The following is a 26,034-nucleotide window of genomic DNA, read 5'->3' as shown; positions in this document are numbered from 1 at the left end:
ACCGTTGCGGGTCAGGCCTTCAGCACCTCCACCTTGTACGAAACCACATCCCCCTCCTGCTCGATGATGAGACCGTGCACGTCCGACTCGAAGCCCGGGAAACGAGCATTCTGCTCGCGGGCGATGCGCAGCGACTGGATGATCGGCTCGTCGCTGTCACCGAAACGCTCGCCCGGCATGATGGTCGGGATGCCCGGCGGGTACGGCACCAGCATGGTCGCCGCAATGCGGCCACTGATCTGCTCGATGTCGACCCGCTCGATCTCGCCCTTGACCAGGTGGTTGTAGGCATCGGCCGGGGTCATCACCGGCGTCGGCAGGTCCACGTACATCTCACGCATCACCTTGGCCACGGCGAATTCCTGGTTGAACGCATGCAGCGCGTCACACAGGTCACGCAGGCCCCAACCGGCGTAGGCATTCGGATAGTCGGCGGCCAGGGTCGGCAGTGCTTGGCTCAGCGGCGCATTGCGGTCGTACAGCTCCTTGAACGCCATCAGCTCGGTCACCAGGGTGCTCCACTTGCCCTTGGTGATGCCCATCGAGAACAGGAACAGCACCGAGTACAGGTTGGTCTTCTCCACGGTGATGCCGCGGCCCCACAGGAACTTGCTCAGCACCGCCGCCGGGATGCCCAGCTTGCCCATGCTGCCGTCCATCGCCAGGCCCGGGGTCAGCAGGGTCACCTTGATCGGGTCGATCAGCACATAGTCGTCGACCAGGTTCTCGAAGCCATGCCAGTGCGCATCCGGCTGCAGGTACCACTCCTCGCGCTTGGCCACCAGCGGCGCTGGCGTATCGCCCTTGTCCAGGCTGCGCTCGACCTGGGTCGGCTGCCACACGCTGAACCACCAGTCATCGCGCCCCAGGTCATCGCGGACGTGCAGCATCGCGCGGCGGAAGGCGATGGCCTCGTCGTGCATTTCCTGCACCAGCGAACGGCCAGCATCGCCTTCCATCATCTTCGAGGCCACGTCGCAGGCTGCGATCACCCCGTAGTGCGGGCTGGTCGAGGTGTGCATCATGAACGACTCGTTGAAGCGCTCGGCATCCAGGTTGCGCTGCGCCGAATTGCGCACGTGGATCATCGACGCCTGCGAGAACGCCGCCAGCAGCTTGTGGGTCGAATGCGTGGTGAAGATGATCGCATCCTGCTCACGCGGCTTGCCCTTGGCCATGCCGTAATGGTTCTCGTAGAACGGGTGGAACGCGGCGTAGGCGTACCAGGCTTCGTCGAAATGCAGGAAATCGACCGCGCTGCCGATCTCGTCGGCGATCTTCTCGGCGTTGTAGCACAGGCCGTCGTAGGTCGAGTTGGTGACCACCGCGATGCGCGGCTTGGAGCCAGCCTTGTTGGCCTGGCTGGCCAGCGGGTTGGCAGCGATGCGCTGCTGCAGCGACTCCGGCGTGAACTGATCCAGGCTGATCGGACCGATGATGCCGTGCGCATTGCGGCTGGGGGTGAAGTACACCGGCACCGCACCGGTCATGATCAGCGCGTGCAGCAGCGACTTGTGGCAGTTGCGATCGACGAACACCACGTCACCGCGCGCCACCGTGCCATGCCAGACGATCTTGTTGGCGGTGGAGGTGCCGTTGGTGACAAAGAACGTATGGTCGGCACCGAAGTTGCGTGCCGCCTCGTTCTCGGCGTCCTTGATCGGGCCGGTGTGATCGAGCAGCGAACCCAGCTCCGGTACCGAGATCGACAGATCGCTGCGCAGGGTGTTCTCGCCGTAGAACTGATGGAATGCACGGCCGACCGGCGACTTGGTGAACGCCACGCCGCCGGCGTGGCCCGGCGTATGCCAGGAGTAGTTCGACTCGGCTGCATGGTGGATCAACGCCTTGAAGAACGGCGGCAGCAGGTTCTTCATGTAGTCTTCGGCCGCGCGCATCACCTGCCGCGAGATGAAGCTCTTGGTATCTTCGAACAGGAAGATGAAACCGTGGATGTACTTGAGCAGCTTGCTCGGCACCTTCTCGATGGTGCGGCGCTCGCCGTACAGGAACACCGGCAGGTTGGCGCGGCGTGCACTCTGCTCGCGCAGGAAGGCGGTCAGGCGCTGGAACTCGCCATCCACCTCTTCACTGCCGTCGATCGAGATCAGCACCGCCGAGGCCGCTACGTAGGTGCGGGCACCGGCGCGGGCATCATCCAGGTTCAGGCCGCACAGCACGCGCTGGTCGTTGCTGCGCAGCTCCTCCACCAGGGCGCGGATCAGGATGCCGCCGATGCGCGGCGACTCGTAGTCGTTGTCGATGACAATGACCGGATAGTCCAGGGACTTGAAGTACACGTTGATTCTCCTTGTCTAACTCAGGAACGCTGGGCGCCGGCGCTGATCGCCGATGCCTCGCGGGCGCGCTGCCGCTGCTGGCGGCGCTCCTCGCTGAAGAAGGGATAGAACACGGTGATGAACAGCACGAACAGGAAGGCGTACTGCACGATGGTTCCCGACGAGCCGTAGATCGCCCACAGGCAGTACACGACGGTCAGGCTGGTCAGGGTCCAGAACGCACCGGTGTGGACCAGGGTGTGCGAACGCTCGACCACGAAGTAGCAGGCCACGCACGAGTAGATGTAGGGCAGCAGGGTCAGCACCACCGCCGCCGAGGTGATCACGTCGAACTGTGCAGACGCGGTCTCCGAGGTGGAGGTGACCAGCACCGCCAGCGTCATCAGCACCGCCACGATCAGCACGCCCTTGACCGGCACGTCATCCTTGTTGGTCTTGCTGAAGATGCTCGGGAACAGGCCGTCATCGGAGGCTGCCTTGGCGCTCTGTGCGGTCAGCAGGATCCAGCCGCCCAGCGAACCGGCAGCACCGATGAAGGCACAGAGGCTGACCAGCGCACCGCCCCAGCCACCGACGGCCTTGGCGGCAGCCAGTGCGAACGGCGCATCGGACACTTGCAGCTCGCCATTGGGCACCATGCCCATGATCACCGAGGAACTGGCGATGTAGGCGATCGCGGCCAGGAACACACCCGCCAGGGTGGCGCGGGCCACGTTCTTTTCCGGATTCTCCACCACGCCGGCGGTGACCGAGGCCGATTCGACGCCGATGAAGGCCCACAGGGTGAGTGCCGCGGCACTGGAGATCGCGCCGAAGTTGGATTCACCCGACACGTTGTAGGCGCCCTTGAAGATGTCGGCATCGAAGAAGAACCAGCCGAAGATGGCGATGCCCAGGATCGGCACCAGCGCGAAGCTGGTGGTGACCGTCTGCACGCGGCTGACGAAGGCCGGGCCGATCATGTTGGCGAAGCTCAGCGCCCACACCAGCACCAGCACCGCGATGCAGCGCACCAGCGGCTCGGACAGGATCGGGAAGAAGTAGCTGAAGTAGCCCACCGCCGCGATCGGGATGGCAACGTTGCCGATCCAGTTGGCGAACCAGTAGATGGTATTGGTCTGGAAGCCCATGTAGGGCCCGAACCAGTCGCGCGCATAGGCATAGGGACCGCCGGCCTTCGGTGCCAGCTTGCCCAGCTTGGCGAAGACGAAGGCCAGCAGCAGCGCACCGGCGGTGGTGATCAGCCAGCCCCAGATCGAGGCGGTGCCGATCTTGGCCAGACTGGACGGCAACAGGAACACGCCTGAGCCCATCATGTTGCCGGCGACGAGGAAGGTGGCTCCGACCACCCCGATTTTCTTTGCTTCTGCCATGACAATCTCCTGTACTGGCATGAGCCCGGTACAACCGGGCGTGGGGACGGTTACGCTGGCGTACGACCGCTGGCGCTTATTTGATGAAGTTGTATTGCAGGCTGCCCTGCACCCGGACCGTGTCGCCGCGCGCGCCCCCCTGCTGTTCCAGGCGGCCGTACAGCAGCTCCATGCCCATCGTCCACGACGGCGCCGGGCTCCAGATCAGGTTGAACACGCCGTAGCGGCTCTGACGGAATGCGTCGGCCGCCAGTGCGGCATTCCGCTCCAGGGTCAGCTGGCCGATGATCAGGTTCGAACGCCACAGCCCGGACCAGTAATGCGTGTAGCCAATGAACCCACCGTGCAGGTCCAGCGCATCGAGGCGGCCATCGGCACCAACCACTGCGTCCAGTCCGGAACCGGTCAGGTCGGCGGTATAACGGCTGAGGCCGCGCCCGCCGAGCGCACCGAACAGCAGCAGGTCGCGCTCGCCCACCGAGGCCGAACCGCTGAGTTGCAGGCCACCGGCCATGCGCCGGTCGCGCTCGCCATCGCCGTCATAGGCCAGGCTGCGTGCCACTGCGCCAAGCTGCAGGTGGCCCCAGTCGCGCTCCATGCGCGCAGTCACCGTCACATCCGGCAGCCGGTTCACGGCGGCGCGCTCATCGCTGGCACCGGCCAGTTCGGTCTTCGGATCTTCGGCGGCGACGGTCAGGGTGTTGCCCTTGCCCATCGCGAAACTGTGGTGGATACCTGCCACCAGCAGGTAGCCGGCACCGCCGGGACCTGCGAAATCCAATGTATCGGGCAGGCTGTCCGGATCCATGAAGCTGGAGTAGCCGTAACCGGCGTAGGTATTGCCGAGCTGGCCATAGGCATGGCGCAGCCGGAATTCGTAGCCGTCACTACTGCCGAAGAAGTCGTTCTCCAGGTAGAAGCGCAGGTTGCCGTGCGTGGTCGGACGTCGCGCCTCGAAGCTGAAGCGGGTCTGCTTGGCATGGATGTTGAAGTTCGAGACATCACGATGACTGCCACCGACCGGCATCGACGAGGGAATGAACTGATCCTCATCCCCCGCTGCACGCGAATCGGCGATGGCATCCAGCTTGGCGTAGCCGCCGATACGGATCACCGTGTCAGTACCCGGAATGGCGAAGAAGCCCTTCAGATCCGGATCGGTCGGGCCGGCCGCACTGTCCGGTCGCGACGCGGCGGTGGACGGATCGGCCACCGACTCACGCTGCGGCAGCACCGGCTGTGCCACGCCCGGTACCTGCGTGGGGTGCAGCAGGTTGGCAGTGCTGGCAGGCGCGACCACGGCGGCGGGTGCCTGCGCGGTGGCAGGCCCAACGGTTGCATCGTGCTGCTCAAGGCGGTCCAACCGCTGCTGCATGCCCTCCAGCGCCTGCCGCATGGCCGCAATCTCGCGACGCAGCGCCTGTGCGTCCTCCTTGTCATCCGCCTGCGCATACGCCGGCGTGATCGCCAGTGCGGTCACGCAGGCCAGGCTCAGTACCGCCACGCGCATTGCATCCTCCCTGGACGACCCCTGTTCGCAGCACGCAGACGGGGCGCACGCATGCGCCGCTCCGGCCTCGCGCTGCCGTTGCTGGAAATGCGGATACTGCGTCGACGACACCGGCCAGCCTGCGCATGGCAGGCAACAGGACGATGACACTGCCCTGCCCGCACCGATGTCGACGCCATCAAGGCCGCGCTGCCAGAGAGGTGGCGACCGCAGCGGTCTGGGTAACAAGCACAGGGTGAGAGTGTCGTGAATGGCTGAGCCGACCGGCCCCGATCAGGGCCTGGCGAGCGCGGCATCCATTGCGCGTTGACGCTGTATTCCATGCGTCACAGGCTAATTCGCCTGTCGTTTTTGGCCTTGATTGGAATCAAGGCGCGAGGATTGATGTCAGTCACTATTCAGACGTGACGACGAACAGGTGATGCGCAGGCCGAAGCATCGATCCTGATCACGGAAAGCAACAGGCCCGCATGCTGCCATGCGGGCCTGTGGGTCATTCACGATGGGCGGCGCGACTCAGCGCGGGCCCAGCACCGTCTGCAGGTCTGTACCCTGCGGCAGGCCGGCGCGACGCTGCACCTGGCCCTGTGCGTCCTGGAACAGGATGCCCGGCGTGCCCTGGAAGCCCATCTCGATCATCAGCACCTGATTGGCGTCGAGCTTGCCAGCGATCTCGCGGCTGATGTTCGGCAGCGCCTTGATGCCACCGCGATCAAAATCGTGCTCGTTCTGCAGCAGTGCTGCACTCGGGTCACGCGCGGCGAGGATCGCCGCGGCCTTGGCCGGGCTGTCCTCGCGGATCACGCCAACCATGATGTGACGCAGCTGCACCTTGCCGGCATCAACCCACGGCCGTGCCGCTTCCCAGAACTTGTGGCAGTACGGGCAGTTGGCATCGCTGAAGGTATAGACCACGCGCGGCGCGTCGGCCTTGCCATCACGTACCCACGCACTGGCTTCCAGCTTGGTCCACATCTTGGCCGACATCGGCGCGGCGACCAGCTTCTCGACGGCCTCGGCGGCCACGTCGTTGCCCTCGGCATCGAACAGGCTGCCTACCAGTACGTGCTTGCCGTCGGCGGTGACGTAGGCCGCGGCCGGTTGCTGGCCGCCCACCACACCCGCAAAGCCGCGCAGGCCACCCGGTGCATCGAACTCGGCAACGACCTCGAAACCGTGCTTCTCGATGCCCTTCAGCACGGCCGGACGGTCGCCCTTGGTGGCAGCGGCCGGAGCAGTTGCTGCCGGGGCCGTCTTGCCCGGCGGGGTCTGGGCCTGGCTGCAGGCGGCCAATGCCAGCATGACCGGCAGCAACAGCACCGCCGGAGCGATGCGCATGGAAGTCGACAACATGGGAACTCCGTAGTGAGATGCCCGCGCAGGCTACCGCAGCCGGCGCAGTTTGTGTTCAAGGCCGGCCGCAGTCAGTTCGCCCAGGTGCAGTTCACGCAGGCGCCCATCGGCACCGAAAAAGAGCGTGGAAGGATACGCCTGCACGCCGAGCACGGTTGAAGCGGCAGCGTCATCATCCAGCAACACGTTGCCCAGCATCAGTCGTTCGCTGGCAAGGAAACCCTGCACCTCCTCCAGGGTTTCGCCCTGGTTGAGGAATACGAACTGCACGTCATCATGTGCCTGTTGTGCCGCCGCCAGCACCGGCATCTCACGGCGGCAGGGCCCGCACCATGTGGCCCACAGATTCAGCACCAGCGGCTTGCCGCGGAACTGCTGCAGATCGATACGATCGCCTTGAAGGTCCGCCACCTGCAGCGCCGGCAACGGCATCTGCCGCTCCTGCCAGGCCGACAGCAGCAGGCCACCACCCGCCCAGAGCAGCACGCCAATCAGAGCGCTGGCCAGCACCGGCGCACGCAGCGCAGGCCACCGCCGCAAGCGCCACAACCCCCAGGCCAGACCTGCCACCAGCACCACCGCCAGGTGATAGCCGCCGTCGGCGATCTGCAGAATGCCCCAGGGCGCCTCGCGGTAGAGCGCGAAGTTCAGGGCGACAAAACTGATGCGGCCACACAACAGGCCGATCAACAGCATGTCCAACACCATGCTTGCTGCCGATGGCAGCGGCGCTTCGCCTTTCCTGCGTGGCCACAGACGGGCAACAGCCATGGCCAGCAACATGCAAACGAGGATCAACACTACCGGCATGGGAACCGGTCCAACACTCGACATCAGCCCACCTGCTCAATCGTCCACTGCCTGCATGGTCGAAGCGTCGCGCCCAGGTTGCAAGCGCTGCCCGACATCAGGCATCAGGCGGCACTTCGGCCCAACTGCACACCCGACGGTGCCTGCAACCCCCGCAGGCTGCCTGCAACCGAGGGCATCAGGGGCCGCTCACGCCGCTTGCTGTTGACGTGGCGGCGATAGTTGGCCGGTGTCATTCCCACGATACGAAGGAACAGGCGACGGAAAGCGCTCTGATCGGCATAGCCCACGCCCCAGGCGACTTCGTCGATGCCGCCCCCCTGCTGCAGCAGGGTCTGGGCCTTGGCAATGCGCAGCCGCTGGCAGTATTCGATCGGGCGCAGACCGGTAGCCCGAAGAAACCGTCGCTGCAGCGTGCGCGGCTCCAACCCGGAAACCTCGCAGATCGCAGCCAGGGTGGCACCTCGTGCCGCAGTGGTATGCAGCCACCGCTGCGCCTTCAGCACGTCGCGATCACCATGAGCGAAATTGGCACTGAAGCGCTCCAGGTCCTGCTGGATCGGCGCCGGCACGGTGATGCCCAGCTGCTGTGCGACAGCGCTGGCCACGCCCTGCCCATGCAGCCGGTACAGCAGGCGCAGGCCGAGGAAGCGCCACGCCTGTGATCCTCCCACCGTCAGCAGATCGCCATCATCCACCAGCGCCCGCTCACTGGGCACCCAGCTCGCGGCCTGCGCCTGCAGGCCCGGATGACGCCCCAGATCAGGCCCGCTTACCGTGCGCCCCGCCAGCAACCCGGCGCGCGCCAGCACGCTGACCCCGTCGCTGGCGGCGGCCAGCAGACTGCCACCGTCGTAGTGCGCGCGCAGCCAGTCCAGCAGCACTTCCTCGGCACGCAGGCAGGCACCTGCGCTGATCTGGCCGGGAACAGCGATCACCGCCGGAATGGCTGCATCGAGCATTTCCGCACCGGCGATGCGATGTACGCCAGTCTGGCTGGCCGGCACGATCCAGCGTGTGACCACCACGCGCTTGAACGGCCGACGCTGCTGCTGGGCCAGGCGATTGGCGACGTGCGCCATCTCCGCCAGCACCGAAGCGGCGGACGGATCGCCTCCGGGATACTCGACCACCGCGACCTCGACGAATCCCTCGTTCCTGATTCCATCCACTGACCACCTCCTCGGTTCGTTGCAGGCCATCGAATGGCCGGTTCAGGCGAAGGGTAGGAACTGGTCCAGCGGCAGGGCTATGAAGAAAGTTGCAAAGTGCGCTGAATACGCACATCGCTGCAAAGCCTTGACTCTCGACCAGACTCAAGGCTTCACAATGGCCGGCAGCCCCCGCAGGAATCCGCCATGAACATTGGACAACTGGCCCGCCAGGCAGGCGTGCCGATCGATACGGTCCGCTACTACGAACGCCAGCAGCTGCTGCCGACGGCGGCCCGCTCGGCCGGGGGTTACCGCATCTTCGGCGAGCCGGATCTGCGCCGGCTGCGCTTCATCCGCCGCGCCAAGGCACTGGGCTTCAGCCTGGAGGAGATCGGAGAACTGCTCGCGCTCAGTGATCGCCACCAGCAGGACATGGGCAGCGTGCGCGACACCGCGCAGGCCCGCCTGCAGGACATCGCACAACGGATGGCCGAACTGCAGCGCATGCACATCGCGCTGTCGCAGCTGGTCGACGCCTGCCCCGGCCATGGCGCGCTGGACCAGTGCCCGATCCTGGCCGCTCTGACCGACGACACCACGGCCGCAGGCGACTGACATCGGCGTCGCAACACGCGTGAAGAAAAGTGCAACAAATGCTTGCCAACCCCCTGGGGCAAGGCTATTATTTCGCTCCTCAGCGACGTGGGGCCATAGCTCAGCTGGGAGAGCGCCTGCATGGCATGCAGGAGGTCAGCGGTTCGATCCCGCTTGGCTCCACCAATCTTTCGGCATTAGGCCGTCGAAAGGTCGCTAAAGAACATTGATGAGAATTGCGTCCCCATCGTCTAGAGGCCTAGGACATCACCCTTTCACGGTGGCGACCGGGGTTCGAATCCCCGTGGGGACGCCACTCATCACGAACAACGAGGACCCGGCCGATAACCGGGTCTTTTTTGTTCACCGCCTACCGGCATTCAGCTTGTGGCGTTGCGGTTCCCCTGCCCTCGTGGCTGCGGTTGAACCGGAACGAAAAAAGTTCAAAAAAGACTTCCACAAACGTGAACACGCAGGTATGATAGGCGGCTCGGTAACACGGGGCCATAGCTCAGCTGGGAGAGCGCCTGCATGGCATGCAGGAGGTCAGCGGTTCGATCCCGCTTGGCTCCACCACTTTCGACATTAGGCCGTCGAAGGTTCTACAACTTGAAGTTTTTCGTGCGTCCCCATCGTCTAGAGGCCTAGGACATCACCCTTTCACGGTGGCGACCGGGGTTCGAATCCCCGTGGGGACGCCAGTTTCAAAACGGACTCTGCTCCCGGCAGATCATCCGGAGTTTCATGGGGCCATAGCTCAGCTGGGAGAGCGCCTGCATGGCATGCAGGAGGTCAGCGGTTCGATCCCGCTTGGCTCCACCACTTCGACATTAGGCCGTCGAAGGATCTACAACTTGAAGTTTTCGTGCGTCCCCATCGTCTAGAGGCCTAGGACATCACCCTTTCACGGTGGCGACCGGGGTTCGAATCCCCGTGGGGACGCCAATTCTTTAAAACCCCGGCTTCGGCCGGGGTTTTTCTTTGTCTGCGATCTGCCATCCAGCCCGCCCCCATCCACGCAGGGCGTGGATGGCTTCATCCTCGACCACACCTCAGAACCGGCGATACATCCCGATCGATGCCGGCGCGGTGGGCGCGAAGCCAAACTGCGCATACAACCGGTGCGCTTCACCATCGGCAAGCAGGCTGACGTACGCCGATGGCGGCAGGTTCGCCTGCATCCAGCCATCCAGGCGACGCATCACTTCCTTGCCCAGGCCCTGCCCCTGCAGCCGCGGCAACACGGCGATATCGCAGACCTGCAGGTGGCAGCCACCATCACCGACGATGCGCCCCATCGCTACCAGCTCACTGCCCTGGTACGCACAGACACCAAACAGCGTATTGGGCAGTGCGCGCGCTGCGGCCTCCTGGCTCTTGGCACTGAGGCCCGCCAGCACGCGCAGCTGGCAGTAGTCCTCGACCGTGGGCACGGCCTCGCGGAACTGGCAGGCGACGGAATCGTTCATGCGGTATCTCCCTGTAGGTCGGGCTATCCTGCCGCATCCACGTCGCAGCTGCTGCGACCCATGCCGGCAGAACATCCATGTGCTATTCCGCCCTGATCCGCGCCGACTACGCCAAGCTGGTCCGCGAGTTCGGCGCCATCCTGTCGCTGGAAGATTTCGCGGAGCTGTACGCGCATGATCCCGGCAAGAAGCGCCCGAAGACGCCCAAGGCCATGGACGACGGCTTTGCCGCTGCGCGCACCGAGCAGGGCCGCGACATCGTGGCAAAGATCCAGCAATGGCACGCGCAGGAACGTCACGATCTCGAGGCGGAGCTGGCGCGCCAGCGCGAACGACGCGATATCGCCAACGCCACGCTGGCGACCCGCCCCACCCAGAAAGCACGCAACGACCTGCGCGTGGCCGGCAACCGCATCGATCGTGCGCAGGCTCGGCTGGAAGACCTGCACCGGGTACAGCTGCTGCCGCGTGACAACCGCATTTTCCCCGGCACCTACGCACCGGTGATGGTCAGCGAGGGCGGCAAACGCGTGATCAAGCCGATGCGCTACCAGTGCCGGCTGCCGGACAAGCCCGCGCGCAACGACGTGCTCTATCCGGGCACCTACAACGCGCGGCGCGACAGCCTGGAAGGCTATTGGCGCGGCGCGTTCGGCCTGCGTCATGGCGTGGTGGTGGTGCAGGCGTTCTACGAGCACGTCCCCCGACATGCCATCGCCGGGCGCACGCTCGACGCCGGCGAGAAGGAAGATGACGTGGTGCTGGAGTTCCGCCCCGATCCACAGCGTGACCTGCTGTTGGCCTGCCTCTGGGCCGAATGGGAGGGCCCGGAAGGTCGCCTGCTGTCATTCGCCACGATCACCGACGCGCCTTCGCACGACGTCGCCGCTGCAGGCCATGATCGCGGCGTGGTGCCGATCCGCAGGGAGCACCTGGACGCCTGGCTCAATCCCGATCCGGATGACCTGGCCCGGCAATACCGGATTCTCGACGCCCGTGAGGACGTCCGCTATGTGTACGAGGAAGTGGGCTGAACACTGCGCGCAGATGAAAAACCCCGCCTGGGCGGGGTTCCTGGATCAGGGATTGCCGCCGCACATCGCCTCTTCGCAGAAGGCCTGTTCCTGCAGGCATTGTTCGACCTCACCGCCCCGTGCGATACAGCTCTTGTAGAGCTGGAAACAGGGCTGGCCGCACCACGCGGCAGAGGCCGTACCACCGAAGACCGCCATCGAAAGGACACCCGCAGCAACCATGCGCTTGATCCACTTCTTCATGCCACTCTCCTTGTAGGCCTGAGCATTCAGGCCAGAGCAGCATACGCTCGTGGTCTCCGCCAGAGCCAGTCAGGCCTTGACCCGGGAGCGACCCACTGCGCGCACCAGCGCCTGGCACAGATCCGCCGACAGGTACGGCTTGACCAGCAGCACGCCGGTCAGCATCGACGCTGGCAGCTGCTCAGCCAGCATCCCGGTCGCCAGCACGAACGGCACGCCACGTGCCGACAACGCTGCGGCCACCGGTTCGCTGGTCTCGTTCCGCGCCAAGCGGTAATCGAGCAGCGCCACGTCTGGAGAGCTTTCCTGCAGGAGCCGCAGCGCCTCGTCCACACTCGCTGCAAGCCCGACCACGGTCGCACCGGCGTGCACCAGCTGCATCTGCAGCAGTGCGGCACTCATCTCGTCGTTCTCTACCACCAGCACCCTCAGGTCCTGCAACACTGTCATCGGCTACTGCTCCTGGAGGCATTCAAGCCGCCGCAGTATAGCCACCACAGAGCCGAAGCCGACAGGAAGCGCCCTGTTTGGCCTTGCCTCTATGAAAGGCCTGCCAACCTCGGTTACACTCGCACGCTGCCTGCCGGTGTGGCGGAATGGTATACGCAGCTGACTCAAAATCAGCCGGGGGTAACCCCATGAAGGTTCGAGTCCTTTCACCGGCACCACAGCATCAAAGGCCAGGTCCTCGACCTGGCCTTTTGCTTTTCCAGGTCCGGGGCGGCCACACTGCCCGGCATGCCTGCCTCGCGCCTGCCGTCACTTCCAGACACCCTGCCCGCACGCCTGCGCGCCCTGCGGGTGGATGATGCGGTTGCATGGTCCCGCTACCTCTCTCTACCAGGCGTGATCGAACACACCAGCTGGGGCGACATCTCCGAAGCTGCATTGCGCCAGCAGATCGCCAGCTACCGACCTGCGTCCCCCGACCCGCGCTGGGCGCTGGTGGATGCCCACGATCGCTTGATCGGCACCTTCGGCCTGAACGGAATCGATCTCCAGCATGGCCGCGGCGAGCTGGCCTATGACCTGGACCCGCACTGGCAGGGACAGGGGCTGGCCACGCAGGCGGCGCGCGCGGTGCTCGACTGGGGCCATGCGGTACGGTCGCTGACGCGCATCCAGGCGACCGTCCTGGACAGCAACGCCCGCTCGATCGCCGTGCTGGAACGCCTCGGCATGCAGCGCGAAGGGCTGCTGTGCGCCTATCGCAAGGTGCGGGGCCATCCCCGGAACTTCTGGATGTACGCCCACCTTGAAGGCACCGTCGCGTCACCCCTTTGAAATACAACTGCGACTTCTGACAAGGTTGTCACTAGACGCAGCGCACACTTTTCTTGCCAGCCTCACGTACATCTGCCTATCGTGATCCTGCCGGATCCGGGGGCGGGGGAATGCATGACGTTGCGTGCTGCACTGTTTTTTCTGGTCACGCACGCGCTCGTCATTGCCTTGATCGGCCCCCAGGACCCGGTGGGCTCCTATCTTCTGCTGATCACCGCTCCTCTGTTGGCCGCACTGGCCTGCCTGAGGCGCGCACGGGACAGCCAGGCCGCCTGCAAGTGGCGGATGCTGGGCGCCGCCGTCGCCCTGTTCTCGCTTGCATTGCTGGCCCTGCTGTACCGCAACCTGGCTGGCCTCGACCCTGCGCAGATGACCGCGTCATCGTTGATCCTGTACGTGTTCTACCGGATTCCACTGACCTACGTGGCCGCCAGCCCGGGCGGCGGGAATCGCTACATCCGTGCCGTGGACCTCGGGATCATCGCGCTGCTATGGCTGCTGTACTACGGGCATACGCGGGCGATGGCGCCACTGAACACCGCCTTGTGGACGCAGTGCCTGAACACCATGAGCAGCGTGCAGAACAGCCTGGTGTTCTGCTTCGCACTGATCCGTTTCCTGGCCGAGGACAATCCGGACCGCCGCGATTTTTTCCGGACGCTGACGATCTACGCGCTGGGCTACTTCCTGCTGGCCTTCTACATCAATACCTATCAGCCGCAGGTGCCCGACGGCAACTGGGGCGACCTGCTGATCAGTGGACTGTTCGTACTGCTGGCGGTCATGGCCGGCAACAACCGCCGCCCAGCGGTGCCGGTATCGCGCAGCCTGCGGCGCATCGTCGATGCCGGCGTGCCGCTGATGCTGCCGTTGCTACTGATGATGGTAGCGCTGCTGGTCGCACGCCTGCAGCCGACCCTGGCCACGGTCGGCTTCATCGGCGCCCTGCTCGGCTATGCGCTGCGCAGCGTGCTGAGCCAGATCGAAATCCAGCGCCAGCGCGATGAGCTGGAAACGCTGGCCCGGCGCGATCCGCTGACCGGGCTGGGCAACCGGCGCAGCTTCGATGAATCGCTTGGCGCGGCCCACCGCCGTGCCCGCCGCCAGGGCCTTGGCCTGGCCGTGCTGATGATCGACATAGATCACTTCAAGCGGCTCAATGACACCTACGGTCACCCTGAAGGTGACCGCCGCCTGCGCGCTGTTGCGGCGATTCTCGACGGCTGCCTGCAGCGCGGCGATGACCTGCTGGCCCGCTACGGTGGCGAGGAGTTCATTGCCGCCCTGCCCTCATCCGATACCTCGCACGCGCTGGATCTGGGCGAACGGCTGCGCGCTGCTGTCGAACATGCAGCACTGCCTGCCCCGCACGGCCATGTGACCATCAGCGTCGGCGTGGCCTGGCAGGCTGCCGGCGACGAGCGCGAGCCGGATGACCTGGTCGACCGCGCCGACCAGGCCCTGTACCGGGCCAAGCACGCCGGCCGCAACTGCGTGCAGCTCGCCCCGGACGCGACGACCGAGGAGGAGGCTGACGGACGCCGTGCCTAGACCGCGTGCAACGCGGCCACCCCGTGCGGATGGCCACCCCCGCCCTGCACACGGAAGCTCGCCACGGTCTGCAGCAGCTGCGCCGATTGTTCCTCCATGCTGCGTGCCGCCGCCGAGGCCTCCTCGACCAGAGCCGCGTTCTGCTGGGTACCCTGGTCGATCAGATCGACCGCATGGTTCATCTGCTGGATGTCATCGCTCTGCTGCTGCGAGGCGGTGCTGATCTCGGTCATCAGGTCGCTCACCCGGCGGACGTTGGTCACGATCTCATCCATGGTGCGGCCCGCACTCTCGACCTGGGCAGTGCCGGCTCCCACATTGGCAACCGACTCGTCGATCAGGTGCTTGATCTCCTTGGCCGCGCTGGCCGAGCGCTGTGACAGCTCGCGGATCTCGGTGGCGACCACGGCGAAGCCACGGCCATGTTCGCCCGCACGTGCCGCTTCCACCGCTGCGTTCAGCGCCAGGATGTTGGTCTGGAAGGCGATGCCATCGATCACCCCGATGATGTCGACGATGCGTCGCGAGGACGCGTTGATCACCGCCATCGTTTCGACCACCTCGTGCACCACGCTGCCGCCACGCGCAGCGACATCGGCCGCGCCACCGGCCAGCTGGCTGGCCTGGCGTGCGTTGGTGGCGGTGCGCTGCACGGTCTCGGCCAGGCCCTTCATCGACACCGCGGTCTCCTCCAGCGAGGCGGCCTGCTGCTCGGTGCGCTGCGACAGGTCACTGTTGCCCTGCGCGATTTCGGTCGCGCCCACCGCAATGGTGTCGGCGGCGAACTTGATCTGGCCGATGATGGCGGCCATCGCCTCGACCAGCGCGTTCACGCCCTCGCACAGCTCCGCGATCGAACCCTGCTTGTCCGTCATCGCAACGCGTCGGGTCAGATCGCCCTGCTTGGCAGCGGCCACCACTTCCCGGGTCTGCGCCACGGCGCGCTGCATGGCCTGGTTCTCATGCACCTGCGCGGTGATGTCGGTTGCGTACTTGACGACCTTGAACGGCTTCCCGTTGAGGTCGAGGATGGGGTTGTAGGAGGCCTGGATCCAGACTTCGCGCCCGCCCTTGCCCAAGCGGCGATACTGGCCGGCATCGTATTCGCCACGCCCGAGCTTCTCCCAGAACCGGCGATACTCATCGCTGCTGCGATGGCCCGGCTCGACGAACAGCGAGTGGTGCTGCCCACGCACCTCATCCAGGCTGTAGCCGGTGACGGCGAGGAAGTTCTCATTGGCCGAGAGGATGCGCCCGTCCATGCCGAATTCGATCACTGCCTGCGATTTGCCGATCGCCGCCAGCTGCCCGGCCGAATCGGCCGCCTGCAGTTTCTGCGCGGTGATGTCGGTGGCGAACTTGACCACCTTGTACGGGCGTCCCTGACGATCCAGGACCGGGTTGTACGACGCCTGGATCCAGATCTCGCGCTGGCCCTTGCCGAAGCGCCGATACTGTCCGGCGTCATATTCGCCGCGCCCCAACCGCGCCCAGAAGTCGCGGTATTCGGCGCTGCGCGCCTGCTCGGCATCGACGAACAGTGAATGGTGCTTGCCCTGGATCTCCTCCAGCCGGTAGCCCATCGCCTGCAGGAAATTGTCGTTGGCCTGCAGGATGGTGCCATCGAGCGCGAACTCGATGACGGCCTGCACGCGATGCAGCGCCGCGACCTGCGCTTCCAGTTCGGCGCGGTCGGTTACCGCCGGCTCGGTGCGGGTGCGCTGATGCGGAGCAAGGGCGCCCAGCAGCGCGCGCCACGGCGACCAACGGGTATGCAGCTCGGCCGGCGCCTGCGCGCCCGCCGTGAAGCCTGGAATGAGCATTGTCTGATCCTCGGTGTCCGGTAAGCGGTTGCGACCCGACGGGCGGGATGCCCGGCGGCAACTTCAGTTGCTTGGGACTACAGGTACCGGCAGGCACCCCTCGAGCGGCTGGCAAGAACGTCTGGTGCGGGTGCGATCGGCATAGGCAACGGCGGAACACACAGCGCGGACCGCCCATCGGGGGCAGCCTGGGGTCCTGCAGCGGGTGACTGGAGCGGGATCCAGAGGGGATATCGGCGATGGGGTTCGGGGCTTTAGCGGGATTCCGCGACGTCCGTCGCAACTCCATGCATGCGCGCAGGAATGCGATAGACGATTGCCGTGTACTTCACTTCCTGCTCACGCGCGACGGGCACGCCCCCCAGGGATTCGGCCAGACGCCGGCTCGGCGCGTTCTGCTCGGCCACCGGATAGCGGAATGCCGCGCATCGCAGGCGCCCGGAAGCCCACGACCACACCGCCGCCACGGCTTCCCGGCCGTAGCCCTGGCCATGCATCGCTTCATCGATCCAGATGCCGAGTTCTGGTTCGGCGTCCATGGTTCGATGCAGGCCGGCCAGACCAAGGAAGGCGCCATCGTCACGTCGGCGGATGACAAAGGTGATGTCCGTCCCCTCGGCGATGGTGGGCAACCACGCCTGCCAGACCGCACTGAAGGCCTCCTCCGACGGCGGCGGCTCGAAGGCCATGTAGCGTGTCAGCCCCGGCGTGATCGCTGCGAACACCTCATCGGCATCCTCCGCCGTGAAAGGCCGCAGGCACAACCTCGCACTTTCGATCACCCGGTTGCCTGAGGTCATGTCCTGCACCACGATTTCATTGCATCCAGCCTCGCTCATGAGGCGCGTGCAACGCAAGCCGAAAGGGCCATGACCAACGGGGGATTCCCGGACGCCGGGAAACGGCCAGCATGCAGTGACCTGAAGGATGTTCACGGACACGGAGATCACATGCTTGCACGCTTGGCCAGCTACCTCTTCCTGGGACTGTGCAGTACCGGTGCCCTGGCTGCCGATGCCGCCTATCGGCCGTCCTTCCATCCCGACCAGCTGAAGGGTCCGCCTGCCGGTCGCCCGAACGAGGTCCTGGTGCTGGGCAGCCCGCACCTGTCCAGCCTGCCGAAGACCTTCAAGCCAGCAATGCTGGAGCCCCTGCTGCAGCGACTGCAGGCCTGGCAGCCAACGGTGATCGCGGTGGAGAACCTGTCCGGCCTGCAGTGCGACTTCATGCGCCGCAATCCAGGCCGCTACGCCGGAAGTGTCGAGGACTACTGCGTCGATCCAGCACCGGCGCAGGCCGCGACCGGCCTGGACGTTCCCAGCGCCAATGCCGAGATGGAACGCCTGCTTGCGGACTGGCCGAGCGAACCCAGCGCCGCCCAGCGGCGCCGATTGGCCGCGGTTTTCCTCGCTGCGGGCGAGAACGGTTCGGCCGTCGTGCAGTGGCTGCGGTTACCCAGTGAAGAGCGTCGTGCCGGTGACAGCCTGACCCCTGAACTGGTGCGCTACCTCGACACCCGCATGGCCAAGCCGAACGAAGTGGGCATGGTCGCAGGCGTACTGGCCGCACGGCTGGGCCTGGAACGGCTGTGGTCGGTCGACGACCACACCGCGGATTCGCCCACGCCGGCATCCCGGAAGAAGGCCTACGCTGCCGCCATCAGGGCCGCCTGGGACAATCCCTTCGTCGAGACGCGAATGGCCGCTGACGAGCAACTCGAAGCCAATCTCGACAAACCCGAGGGGCTGCTCGAGATGTATCGCGCGTACAACAGCGCGGACGCCGCGATGATGGCCTACAACAGCGACTTCGGTGCGACCCTGGTCGAGCCGTCGCCGGAGGGCTTCGGCCGCAACTACGTGGGCTACTGGGAAACCCGCAACCTGCGCATGGTCGCCAACATGCGCGACGTACTCGGGCAACAGCCGGGTGCGCGCATGCTGACCATCGTCGGCGCCTCGCACAAGGGCTACTACGAGGCGTACCTCAACCTGATGCACGACGTGCAGCTGGTCAGTTCGGATGAAGTGCTGCGTTGAAGCCAGGCGCGGATCGCAGGGATGATGGCGGTGCCCTCAGCGCCATCATCCTGCGCCCTTCCTGCCTGCCCGCCACAACACGAGACTGGCGCCGCCGATACAGGACAGCGTGAACACCAGCAGGGCGATGGCACCGCCCTGCAGGACCGGCAGCAACGCCTGCGCGTGCAGATCGTCGCGCACTTCTTCCAGGCGCAGGCTGGCGGCCAGCGCCAGGCACCAGCCGACCATTGCCGGGGCATACGCCCGCAGCGCAACCGGGCTCCAGACTTTCATGGGATCAACTGCTCGAGTGGGGATGCGCGCAGTATTCGCGCGCGTCCTCTCACAGCCTGAGATCAGCCTTCGGCGGTTTCGGAATCATCGCTGGGCAGCTCGCTGGCCTCGCCCTGCACCTGCACGTTGTTGCGACCCAGCGCCTTGGCCCGGTAGCACTGGGCATCGGCAGCGGCCACGGCCTGATCGACGCTCATCCCACCGGCCAGCGGCGCGATACCGATGCTGGCGCCGACCCGCAGCCGGTCCTGGTCCCACGGAATGGAAAGAGATGCCAGCGTGTGCAGCAGCTCAGCGCCGATGCGGGCAGCGCGTCGCGGCGTGCACCCGGACAGGATCACCGCGAATTCGTCGCCCCCCAGCCGCGCCACCACGTCCGAATCGCGCACGCCGTGGCGCAGCACGCTGGCCACTGCCCACAGCACGGCATCGCCGGCCAGATGGCCCCAGGTGTCGTTGACCGGCTTGAAGCGATCCAGATCGATGTACATCAACGAGGCCGCCTGGCCGGTGCGCTCGACGCGGGTGATGGCCTGCTGCAGGTGCACCTCGAAACCGCGGCGGTTGCTCAGCTCGGTCAGCGGATCGATCTCGGCCAGGTGGCGGGCTTCGCGCTGGCGTGCACGCTGCTGGGTGTCGTCGCGCAGCACCCAGACCGCGCCGCGCACGTGGCCTTCGTCATCACGCAACCAGGCGCGGGTCAGGTCCACCGGTACGGTGGCGGTGCCGAGGCGAAGCAACAGATCGGCATGCAGGTCCACCGCATTGCTTTCCGGGTCCAGCAGTACCGACACGTCCAGTACCGAGCCGGGCGCGTACTCGGTGGTCAGCGCCAGTACGTCCTGTACCTTGTGTCCGGCCAGCGACAGCGCACCATCGCCCGCCAGCGTGCGCACCGCTGCGGCATTGGCATAGTCGATGCGGCCATCGAGGCTGACGCTGAGCACCAGGTCGGCCACTGCATCCAGCGTGATGCGGCTGCGTTGTTCACTCTCGAACAGACGCTGCTCACTGCTGCGCTGGGCGGTGATGTCCTGGATCTGCGACACGAAATGCAGCGGCTCGCCGTGCTCGTTGCGCACCAGCGATACCGACAGCCGCGCCCAGATGATGCGTCCGTCGCGGTCGAGATAGCGCTTTTCCAGGTGATAGTGGCTGCGTCGTCCGGCCAGCAGGTCCTGCACCAGGGCCAGGTCGGTCTGCAGGTCGTCGGGATGGGTCAGCCGCTGGAAATCGACCTGCAGCAGTTCTTCGCGCGGATAGCCCAGGATCCGGCACAGCGCGTCGTTGACGTCCAGCCAGCGCCCTTCCAGCGACACCAGTGCCATGCCCAGTGCGGCGGAGGTGAACGCGCCCGCGAACTTCTCCGCCGACAGCCGTGCTTCGGCGCGCGCCTGCAGGATCTCGGTAATGTCGATGGCCATGCCGACGTAGCCGATGCGTGCTCCATCGGCGCTCTCCATGCGGCTGATCGACAGGCGCACCTGGCGTGACTGGCCATCCTTGCGCAGCAGCGTCCACTGCCGCGAGTAGGTCTGCCCGTCGGCACGCGCGCTCAGCGCCTCGAACACGCCAGGAAGATTGCCATCAGCATCGGCCAGCGGTTGCAACCAGGCTTTCAGTTCGGCCGGATCGTGGAAGGCATCGAGGCGGCGCTGGCCGACCACCTCCGGCGCGGTGTAACCGAGCAGGCGCTGCGCGCCGGTATTGAACAGGGTGATGGTGCCGTCGGTATCGGTGGCGATCACCGCCACCTCGTCGGACGCATCGACCACCGCCTGCAGGCGCTGGCGGGTCTCGGCGGCGTCCTGCCGGGCCTGCTGCAGCTCGGTGACGTCGGCATGGGCGCCGGCCATCCACAGCGGCCTGCCCTGCCCGTCCCATTCGAAGACGCGGCCGCGGTCCTGGATCCAGATCCACTGGCCATTCTTGTGGCGCATGCGCAGCAGGCAGGCGTAGTTGTCGCTGCGCCCTTCGAAATGGTCGTCCAGCGCCGCGTCGGACAGCGCGATGTCATCGGGATGGACCAGCTTCAGGAACGTCCTCTGGCAGATCGGTTCCAGTTCTTCCAGGCGGTAGCCGACGATCTCGGCCCAGCGTGCGTTGACCCGCATCTCGCCGGTCTGCACGTTCCATTCCCAGGTACCCGCAGCGGTGCCATCGATGATCATCGCCAGCCGGCGGCGTTCTTCGGCCAGCTCCTGCAGGCGCCGCTCGAGCAGCCCGTTGCCGTTGTTTCCCTGGCCCGCCATCAATCCGGCCCCCTGCCGGCGCGGGCAGGCGCCGACCGCAGCGAAGCGCTGCAGCCTGCGACGAAGACGGCGGGTCGTGCTGGCGTCATGGCCCTCCCCAGCGACAGCGGGGAGGCCGAACGCCCCCCTCAGGCGCAAGTGTGCGCAATCACGGGGAAAACCGACAAGTCCCCCGCCCCGGATCAACCGTGACGGGGGGCACGATCTTCAGCTGCGCTTGGCCCGGGCGAAGGCCTCGGCCAGGGCATTGTTGGCCGGTGGGGCCGACGGGCCGGGGCGGCCGCCATTGCCCTGGCCGCGGTTCGGCCCACGGTTCTGCCCGCCGGCGTCGCGGCGCGGCCCCTGACCCTGACTGCGCTCATCGCGCTGGCCCGGGCGGCTGGTGGCCTGGCCGGGGGTGTCGTCCAGGCGCCGGGTCAGGGCGATGCGCTTGCGCGGCACGTCCACCTCCAGCACCTTGACCTTGACGATATCGCCGGCCTTGACCACGTCGCGCGGGTCCTTCACGAACGTATCAGAGAGCGCCGAAATGTGGATCAGGCCGTCCTGGTGAACGCCGATATCGACAAAGGCGCCGAAGGCCGCGACGTTGCTGACCACGCCCTCCAGCACCATGCCTTCGCGCAGGTCCTTGATGTCCTCGACGCCTTCGGCGAAGCGCGCGGCCTTGAACTCCGGACGCGGATCGCGGCCCGGCTTCTCCAGTTCCTTGAGGATGTCGCGCACGGTCGGCACGCCGAAGGTGGCATCGGTGAACTGCTCGGCCTTCAGGCCACGCAGGAAGCTGCCGTCACCGATCAGCGCCTTGATCGGGCGCGCGGTGCTGGCCACGATGCGCTCGACCACCGGATAGGCTTCGGGGTGTACCGCCGAGGCGTCCAGCGGCTGGTCGCCATCGGCGATACGCAGGAAGCCGGCGCACTGCTCGAAGGTCTTCTCGCCCAGGCGCGCGACCTTCAGCAGGTCCTTGCGACGCTTGAACGGGCCGTTGTCGTCACGATGGCGCACGATGTTCTCGGCCACCGTGGCCGACAGGCCGGACACCCGTGACAGCAGCGCGGCCGAGGCGGTGTTCACGTACACGCCGACCGCGTTCACGCAGTCCTCCACGCGCGCATCCAGCGCCCGGGCCAGGCGGTACTGGTCCACGTCGTGCTGGTACTGGCCAACACCGATCGCCTTGGGCTCGATCTTCACCAGTTCGGCCAGCGGATCCTGCAGGCGGCGCGCGATCGACACCGCGCCACGCAGCGACACGTCCAGCCCCGGGAATTCCTTCGCCGCGAACTCGGACGCCGAGTACACCGACGCACCCGCCTCGCTGACGACCACCTTCTGCAGCTTCGGGTTGGCGACAGCCTTGATCGCTTCGCCGGCCAGCTTGTCGGTTTCGCGGCTGGCGGTGCCGTTGCCGATCGCGATCAGTTCCACGTTGTGCCTGGCGCACAGCTGCTTGATCGTCTGCAGCGACTGCTCCCACTGGCGGCGCGGCTCGTGCGGGTAGATGGTGTCGGTGGCGACCAGCTTGCCGGTGGCATCGACCACGGCGATCTTGCAGCCGGTGCGGATACCCGGGTCCAGGCCCAGCACGGTCTTCGGGCCAGCCGGCGCGGCCAGCAGCAGATCCTTCAGGTTGTCGCCGAACACCGCGATGGCTTCGGCTTCGGCCTTTTCGCGGGCCTGGTTGAAGAGGTCCAGCAGCAGATGGGTGTGCAGCTTGGCACGCCAGGTCAGGCGACAGGCATCCAGCAGCCAGCGGTCGGCGGCACGGCCCTGGTCGGCGATGCCGGCCTTGCGCGCCACGCGCCCTTCGGCGTACTGGTGGCCAGCCTCGGCGTCGCTGCCCGGGTCCAGTTCCAGGAACAGGATTTCCTCGCGGCGCGCACGGAACAGCGCCAGCAACCGGTGCGAGGGAATCTTCGCCAGCGACTCGGCGTGTTCAAAATAATCGCGGTACTTGGCGCCTTCGGTTTCCTTGCCCTCGGCCACGCGCGCGCGGATCACGCCGGTCTCGCCCAGCCAGGTCCGCAGCTCACCGACCAGCGCGGCATCTTCGCCCCAGCGCTCCATCAGGATCGCGCGGGCGCCTTCCAGCGCGGCCTTGGTGTCGGCCACGCCCTTGTCGGTGTCGACGAAACCGGCAGCAAACACCTGAGGGTCCTGCGTCGGGTCGCCCAGCAGGCCGTCGGCCAGCGGTTCCAGACCGGCCTCGCGGGCGATCTGGGCGCGGGTACGGCGCTTGGGCTTGTACGGCAGGTACAGGTCTTCCAGCCGGCTCTTGGTATCGGCGGCCAGGATGTCATTGCGCAGGTCGTCGCTGAGCTTGCCCTGCTCGCCGATGCTGGCCAGCACCGCCGCGCGCCGGTCTTCCAGTTCGCGCAGGTAGGTCAGGCGCACTTCCAGGTTGCGCAGCTGGGTGTCGTCCAGGCCCCCGGTCACTTCCTTGCGGTAGCGCGCGATGAACGGAACGCTGGCGCCTTCGTCGAGCAGGCCGACGGCGGCACGTACCTGGGCGGACTGGGCACCGATCTCGTCGGCGATGGTCTGGGCGATCTGCTGGGCGAGCGCGCTCTGGGCGTTCTTGGCGTCGTGCATTGCTTCAGGTCTGTGCCGCGTTTCGGGAAGACCCCATTCTGGCAATCCACGACGGAGCCGGACAAGGCATTGACAGGGGGCGAGGTTCAGCGGCGAGGCCGGAGTGGACGCCGGCATCCTGGCGAAGAGAGGGCTCGGACTGGCCCTGGGCTGGGATGCCGGCGCGGGCGCACGATGGTGGGCGCGCCCTGCCGCGTGTTGCGAAGGTCAGCGGTAGTGGCGGGCGGCGCGCTGCATGACGATGTCGTCACGCATGCTTTCCAGGGCCATCAGGCGGACCTTGCCGACACCCTGCAGTTCCATGAACCGCTCCGTGTAGAACTCCGGCCCCAGCGCGGTGTCGGCGCGGGATTTGCTGAAGCCGTAGGGCACCACGCCCTTCTCGCCATCCTTGCTACCACCGACATAAAGAACGATTGCCATGTGATGTATTCCTCCAAATTGCTACTGCGTACTGCACTCGATGAGCGATGCTGCGAGCTCATCGAGGGAGAGCTTACCGCGCCGAACCTGACTGGAACGTCACGAAGGCTAATGACGATCGGTTGCATGCAGATGACTGCGGGATCGCAGCAGAATGCTTACGGATCTTTAACTTCCGGCTAACGAATCCGCGGGGGATTCCCGCCAACGGCGCAGCCCCTCGTGGGTGGTTTGGTTGGTCGCGGAAAGCCGGTTTCCTGTGGGCTGGCCGGGAGGGTGGGTAGGCCGGGGACGCCGTGAACCCATCCATGGGGGCTTGGCCGCGGCATCCATGCCGCGGACACCCCGGCCTACCCACCCTCCCGACCGCTGACAGATTTCGGTGGCCTGCCACCCACGGAGAAGAAAAAAGAAGATCAAAAGCAATGGCAGCCTGGCTGGCCGCTTTTTGTAGAGTCGAGCCCACGCTCGGCTGCTTTCAGGCCAGTCCGCGAAGCCGAGCGCAGGCTCGGCTCTACACGAGCAAGCGCAGCGCGCGACCCGCTTTTGTCGTTCTTTTTCTTCTCCGTGGCTGGACGCGCACGGAAACTGTCAGGGGCCGGGCGGGGTGGGTTCGCGGGACCGTTGGCGCCATGGGCCCGAGGCATGCCTCGGGCGGGTTGGGCAGGACGCCCAACCCCGGTCTTGCCGTGTGCGCAGGACAGCGCACACGAGCAAGGCGCCATCGAGCCCCCAGGGACGGGTTTACGGCGTGTCCCGCGAACCCACCCCGCCCGGCCCAATCGCATGAAACGCATTCCGCGACCACCCACGAGGGGCTGCGCCGTTGGCTGGAAACTACGGCCACCAGCCGTGCCCGAACCGGGCGAAATGATCGGCCGCGCGCTCGAATGGATTGCGCGCACTCACCCCGCCGCACAGCACGTACACCGGCAGGTACAGCGGCCCCAGCACCATGTACTGGTACACGTGCGCGCGTTCGTGGTCGTCCAGCCGGATCAGCGGCTCTACGCCCCACCCCGCCTGGTGCGCATAGGTGCGGCAGGAAATGCCCAGGTCATGCCCGGTGTGCAGGATCACATTGCCCAGGGTGATCGCCCCACCCGGCCCCCACGGCCAGCGATCGAACACCAGCGCACAGTCACGGCTGCTCCAACGCAGCGTCGCCCCGCCAAGCATGCCGGCCAGCCCGCCGATCACACCGAACAGGGAATTGGGTGACGTCCACACCGCGCCCAGCACCTGCAGCGCGCGCAGCCAGACCGGCCAGGGCTCCGGAGCGGTCTTCAATCGGCCTCGTTCGGCATCAGCAGCCACAGGATCAGGTAGACCAGGATGCCAGGGAAGGCCGCCGAGCCGATCGAGACCAGCACGAACACGATCCGCACCAGCGTGGGGTTCCAGCCGAAGCGGTGGGCGATGCCGCCCATCACGCCGGCGATCATGCGGTCGTTCAATGAACGTGACAGCGTGCGCGGCGTGGTGTTCATGGCAGTTCTCCTAGGCTACGGGAAAAGGCAGTCGAGCATGGCTCGACTCTACACCGCCCCCATGTCTACGGCGTGCGGTGGCGCAGGGCCTGCAGGCGTGCGCCGAACCAGGCGGCTGCGGTCTGTTCAGGCTGCCCCGGGCACTGGATGCGATAGGGCTTGCCGCTCATGCTGCTCTGGCTGGCGGCGCGCTCGATGAACTGCTCGGCGCTGTCCACCATGTCCTTCTTCAGCAGGTAGTCGTACTTGCGCTGCAGGTGCGCGCGCGCATCGCTGCCGTCGTACCAGCTGCCATTGCGCTGGAACCGGCATTGGGAGCCGTCCAGGCTGGAGATCAGCTGGGCGATCTCCCGCCGTGCATCCGCACTGGGTGCGGCCTGCGCAACAGGGGCAGCCACCAGCAGCGTGGCAAGCAGCAACGAAATCCTTCGCGACATCATCATTCTCCATGCAGTCGAGCA

Annotated in this window: 23 protein-coding genes and 7 tRNA genes; 12 read left to right on the top strand and 18 right to left on the bottom strand. The window is 66.2% G+C overall.

The features are described 5' to 3' along the window. Positions 1-11: 11 nt before the first annotated feature. The 6 genes from VPH47_RS08030 to VPH47_RS08005 form a co-directional block, all read right to left on the bottom strand. Positions 12-2,300, bottom strand: coding sequence for an Orn/Lys/Arg decarboxylase N-terminal domain-containing protein (locus VPH47_RS08030; RefSeq protein ID WP_368850462.1), 2,289 nt, complete (start codon positions 2,298-2,300; stop codon positions 12-14). Between the two features lie 20 nt (positions 2,301-2,320). After that, positions 2,321-3,673, bottom strand: coding sequence for an arginine/agmatine antiporter (adiC, locus tag VPH47_RS08025; protein WP_197612278.1), 1,353 nt, complete (start codon positions 3,671-3,673; stop codon positions 2,321-2,323). 76 nt (positions 3,674-3,749) lie between these two features. Beyond that, the gene (locus VPH47_RS08020) at positions 3,750-5,183 is read right to left on the bottom strand and encodes a DcaP family trimeric outer membrane transporter (protein WP_368850461.1); all 1,434 of its coding nucleotides are present in this window, start codon (positions 5,181-5,183) and stop codon (positions 3,750-3,752) included. Positions 5,184-5,699: 516 nt separating this feature from the next. Continuing rightward, the gene (gene dsbG, locus VPH47_RS08015) at positions 5,700-6,536 is read right to left on the bottom strand and encodes a thiol:disulfide interchange protein DsbG (RefSeq protein ID WP_110712706.1); all 837 of its coding nucleotides are present in this window, start codon (positions 6,534-6,536) and stop codon (positions 5,700-5,702) included. 30 nt (positions 6,537-6,566) lie between these two features. Further along, positions 6,567-7,370 carry a TlpA disulfide reductase family protein gene (locus VPH47_RS08010; protein WP_110712707.1) on the bottom strand — a complete coding sequence of 268 codons (804 nt, stop codon included), beginning with the start codon at positions 7,368-7,370 and terminating at the stop codon, positions 6,567-6,569. A gap of 80 nt (positions 7,371-7,450) precedes the next feature. Then, complete coding sequence (locus VPH47_RS08005) at positions 7,451-8,518, bottom strand: GlxA family transcriptional regulator (protein ID WP_110712708.1); 1,068 nt, start codon at positions 8,516-8,518, stop codon at positions 7,451-7,453. Positions 8,519-8,704: 186 nt separating this feature from the next. Between VPH47_RS08005 and VPH47_RS08000 the strand changes: the two genes are divergently transcribed. From VPH47_RS08000 to VPH47_RS07970, 7 genes are all read left to right on the top strand, one after another. Continuing rightward, positions 8,705-9,115 carry a heavy metal-responsive transcriptional regulator gene (locus VPH47_RS08000; RefSeq protein WP_110712709.1) on the top strand — a complete coding sequence of 137 codons (411 nt, stop codon included), beginning with the start codon at positions 8,705-8,707 and terminating at the stop codon, positions 9,113-9,115. A gap of 89 nt (positions 9,116-9,204) precedes the next feature. Then, positions 9,205-9,280 (top strand) — tRNA-Ala (locus VPH47_RS07995). 54 nt (positions 9,281-9,334) lie between these two features. Continuing rightward, positions 9,335-9,410, top strand: a tRNA-Glu gene (locus VPH47_RS07990). 184 nt (positions 9,411-9,594) lie between these two features. Beyond that, positions 9,595-9,670 (top strand) — tRNA-Ala (locus tag VPH47_RS07985). A gap of 49 nt (positions 9,671-9,719) precedes the next feature. Then, positions 9,720-9,795, top strand: a tRNA-Glu gene (locus VPH47_RS07980). A gap of 45 nt (positions 9,796-9,840) precedes the next feature. Continuing rightward, positions 9,841-9,916, top strand: a tRNA-Ala gene (locus VPH47_RS07975). Positions 9,917-9,963: 47 nt separating this feature from the next. After that, a tRNA-Glu gene (locus VPH47_RS07970) sits at positions 9,964-10,039 on the top strand. A gap of 107 nt (positions 10,040-10,146) precedes the next feature. Here VPH47_RS07970 and VPH47_RS07965 read toward each other — a convergent pair. Beyond that, positions 10,147-10,563, bottom strand: a complete 417-nt coding sequence (locus VPH47_RS07965) for a GNAT family N-acetyltransferase (RefSeq protein WP_153856087.1) — start codon at positions 10,561-10,563, stop codon at positions 10,147-10,149. Positions 10,564-10,640: 77 nt separating this feature from the next. Here VPH47_RS07965 and VPH47_RS07960 point away from each other — a divergent pair, with 77 nt between their 5' ends. After that, positions 10,641-11,597: an SOS response-associated peptidase family protein gene (locus VPH47_RS07960; RefSeq protein WP_368850460.1), complete on the top strand. Its 957-nt coding sequence runs from the start codon at positions 10,641-10,643 to the stop codon at positions 11,595-11,597. 45 nt (positions 11,598-11,642) lie between these two features. Here the strand turns inward: VPH47_RS07960 and VPH47_RS07955 are convergent, their stop codons facing one another. Next, positions 11,643-11,840, bottom strand: coding sequence for a hypothetical protein (locus VPH47_RS07955; RefSeq protein ID WP_010484956.1), 198 nt, complete (start codon positions 11,838-11,840; stop codon positions 11,643-11,645). Between the two features lie 69 nt (positions 11,841-11,909). Beyond that, positions 11,910-12,290 carry a response regulator gene (locus VPH47_RS07950; RefSeq protein ID WP_110712712.1) on the bottom strand — a complete coding sequence of 127 codons (381 nt, stop codon included), beginning with the start codon at positions 12,288-12,290 and terminating at the stop codon, positions 11,910-11,912. Positions 12,291-12,422: 132 nt separating this feature from the next. On the opposite strand from VPH47_RS07950, the gene VPH47_RS07945 reads away from it, so the two are divergent. From VPH47_RS07945 to VPH47_RS07935, 3 genes are all read left to right on the top strand, one after another. Beyond that, positions 12,423-12,508, top strand: a tRNA-Leu gene (locus VPH47_RS07945). A gap of 70 nt (positions 12,509-12,578) precedes the next feature. Beyond that, complete coding sequence (locus VPH47_RS07940; RefSeq protein ID WP_368850459.1) at positions 12,579-13,124, top strand: GNAT family N-acetyltransferase; 546 nt, start codon at positions 12,579-12,581, stop codon at positions 13,122-13,124. A gap of 114 nt (positions 13,125-13,238) precedes the next feature. After that, positions 13,239-14,675 (top strand): GGDEF domain-containing protein, encoded by a 1,437-nt coding sequence (locus VPH47_RS07935; RefSeq protein ID WP_368850458.1) that lies wholly within the window; start codon positions 13,239-13,241, stop codon positions 14,673-14,675. Here the strand turns inward: VPH47_RS07935 and VPH47_RS07930 are convergent. Further along, positions 14,672-16,498 (bottom strand): methyl-accepting chemotaxis protein, encoded by a 1,827-nt coding sequence (locus VPH47_RS07930; protein WP_110712715.1) that lies wholly within the window; start codon positions 16,496-16,498, stop codon positions 14,672-14,674. The genes VPH47_RS07935 and VPH47_RS07930 overlap by 4 nt on opposite strands. 254 nt (positions 16,499-16,752) lie before the next feature. After that, positions 16,753-17,337: a GNAT family N-acetyltransferase gene (locus VPH47_RS07925; protein ID WP_368850457.1), complete on the bottom strand. Its 585-nt coding sequence runs from the start codon at positions 17,335-17,337 to the stop codon at positions 16,753-16,755. A 111-nt stretch (positions 17,338-17,448) separates the two neighbouring features. Between VPH47_RS07925 and VPH47_RS07920 the strand changes: the two genes are divergently transcribed. Then, positions 17,449-18,537 carry a DUF5694 domain-containing protein gene (locus VPH47_RS07920; protein ID WP_164162578.1) on the top strand — a complete coding sequence of 363 codons (1,089 nt, stop codon included), beginning with the start codon at positions 17,449-17,451 and terminating at the stop codon, positions 18,535-18,537. Between the two features lie 45 nt (positions 18,538-18,582). On the opposite strand, the gene VPH47_RS07915 is transcribed toward VPH47_RS07920, so the two are convergent. The 7 genes from VPH47_RS07915 to VPH47_RS07885 form a co-directional block, all read right to left on the bottom strand. Beyond that, positions 18,583-18,813, bottom strand: a complete 231-nt coding sequence (locus VPH47_RS07915; RefSeq protein WP_094000872.1) for a hypothetical protein — start codon at positions 18,811-18,813, stop codon at positions 18,583-18,585. A 62-nt stretch (positions 18,814-18,875) separates the two neighbouring features. Further along, a complete protein-coding gene (locus VPH47_RS07910) occupies positions 18,876-21,065 on the bottom strand; it encodes a PAS domain S-box protein (RefSeq protein WP_368850456.1) in 2,190 nt (729 codons plus the stop codon). Positions 21,066-21,272: 207 nt separating this feature from the next. Then, the gene (locus VPH47_RS07905) at positions 21,273-23,660 is read right to left on the bottom strand and encodes a Tex family protein (RefSeq protein ID WP_368850455.1); all 2,388 of its coding nucleotides are present in this window, start codon (positions 23,658-23,660) and stop codon (positions 21,273-21,275) included. A 207-nt stretch (positions 23,661-23,867) separates the two neighbouring features. Further along, positions 23,868-24,083 (bottom strand): hypothetical protein, encoded by a 216-nt coding sequence (locus tag VPH47_RS07900; protein ID WP_006452005.1) that lies wholly within the window; start codon positions 24,081-24,083, stop codon positions 23,868-23,870. 837 nt (positions 24,084-24,920) lie between these two features. After that, positions 24,921-25,373: a hypothetical protein gene (locus tag VPH47_RS07895; protein ID WP_368850454.1), complete on the bottom strand. Its 453-nt coding sequence runs from the start codon at positions 25,371-25,373 to the stop codon at positions 24,921-24,923. Beyond that, complete coding sequence (locus VPH47_RS07890; RefSeq protein ID WP_010484929.1) at positions 25,370-25,573, bottom strand: PspC domain-containing protein; 204 nt, start codon at positions 25,571-25,573, stop codon at positions 25,370-25,372. The genes VPH47_RS07895 and VPH47_RS07890 overlap by 4 nt, the downstream gene beginning before the upstream one ends. A 65-nt stretch (positions 25,574-25,638) precedes the next feature. Further along, positions 25,639-26,010 (bottom strand): YfeK family protein, encoded by a 372-nt coding sequence (locus tag VPH47_RS07885; RefSeq protein ID WP_107379795.1) that lies wholly within the window; start codon positions 26,008-26,010, stop codon positions 25,639-25,641. Between the last annotated feature and the right edge of the window lie 24 nt (positions 26,011-26,034).

Origin of the sequence: Stenotrophomonas sp. WED208 (assembly GCF_040984485.1) — a bacterium.
GTDB lineage: Bacteria > Pseudomonadota > Gammaproteobacteria > Xanthomonadales > Xanthomonadaceae > Stenotrophomonas > Stenotrophomonas riyadhensis.
This window is presented reverse-complemented; position numbering and strand designations above follow the sequence as displayed.

Bases quoted from the DNA above. Each gene is read 5' to 3' on its own strand.
- adiC (WP_197612278.1), bottom strand. From the start codon at position 3,673: ATGGCAGAAGCAAAGAAAATCGGGGTGGTCGGAGCCACCTTCCTCGTC.
- VPH47_RS08020 (WP_368850461.1), bottom strand. From the start codon at position 5,183: ATGCGCGTGGCGGTACTGAGCCTGGCCTGCGTGACCGCACTGGCGATC.
- dsbG (WP_110712706.1), bottom strand. From the start codon at position 6,536: ATGTTGTCGACTTCCATGCGCATCGCTCCGGCGGTGCTGTTGCTGCCG.
- VPH47_RS08010 (WP_110712707.1), bottom strand. From the start codon at position 7,370: ATGTCGAGTGTTGGACCGGTTCCCATGCCGGTAGTGTTGATCCTCGTT.
- VPH47_RS08000 (WP_110712709.1), top strand. From the start codon at position 8,705: ATGAACATTGGACAACTGGCCCGCCAGGCAGGCGTGCCGATCGATACG.
- VPH47_RS07965 (WP_153856087.1), bottom strand. From the start codon at position 10,563: ATGAACGATTCCGTCGCCTGCCAGTTCCGCGAGGCCGTGCCCACGGTC.
- VPH47_RS07960 (WP_368850460.1), top strand. From the start codon at position 10,641: ATGTGCTATTCCGCCCTGATCCGCGCCGACTACGCCAAGCTGGTCCGC.
- VPH47_RS07955 (WP_010484956.1), bottom strand. From the start codon at position 11,840: ATGAAGAAGTGGATCAAGCGCATGGTTGCTGCGGGTGTCCTTTCGATG.
- VPH47_RS07950 (WP_110712712.1), bottom strand. From the start codon at position 12,290: ATGACAGTGTTGCAGGACCTGAGGGTGCTGGTGGTAGAGAACGACGAG.
- VPH47_RS07940 (WP_368850459.1), top strand. From the start codon at position 12,579: ATGCCTGCCTCGCGCCTGCCGTCACTTCCAGACACCCTGCCCGCACGC.
- VPH47_RS07935 (WP_368850458.1), top strand. From the start codon at position 13,239: ATGACGTTGCGTGCTGCACTGTTTTTTCTGGTCACGCACGCGCTCGTC.
- VPH47_RS07930 (WP_110712715.1), bottom strand. From the start codon at position 16,498: ATGCTCATTCCAGGCTTCACGGCGGGCGCGCAGGCGCCGGCCGAGCTG.
- VPH47_RS07925 (WP_368850457.1), bottom strand. From the start codon at position 17,337: ATGAGCGAGGCTGGATGCAATGAAATCGTGGTGCAGGACATGACCTCA.
- VPH47_RS07920 (WP_164162578.1), top strand. From the start codon at position 17,449: ATGCTTGCACGCTTGGCCAGCTACCTCTTCCTGGGACTGTGCAGTACC.
- VPH47_RS07915 (WP_094000872.1), bottom strand. From the start codon at position 18,813: ATGAAAGTCTGGAGCCCGGTTGCGCTGCGGGCGTATGCCCCGGCAATG.
- VPH47_RS07910 (WP_368850456.1), bottom strand. From the start codon at position 21,065: ATGGCGGGCCAGGGAAACAACGGCAACGGGCTGCTCGAGCGGCGCCTG.
- VPH47_RS07905 (WP_368850455.1), bottom strand. From the start codon at position 23,660: ATGCACGACGCCAAGAACGCCCAGAGCGCGCTCGCCCAGCAGATCGCC.
- VPH47_RS07900 (WP_006452005.1), bottom strand. From the start codon at position 24,083: ATGGCAATCGTTCTTTATGTCGGTGGTAGCAAGGATGGCGAGAAGGGC.
- VPH47_RS07890 (WP_010484929.1), bottom strand. From the start codon at position 25,573: ATGAACACCACGCCGCGCACGCTGTCACGTTCATTGAACGACCGCATG.
- VPH47_RS07885 (WP_107379795.1), bottom strand. From the start codon at position 26,010: ATGTCGCGAAGGATTTCGTTGCTGCTTGCCACGCTGCTGGTGGCTGCC.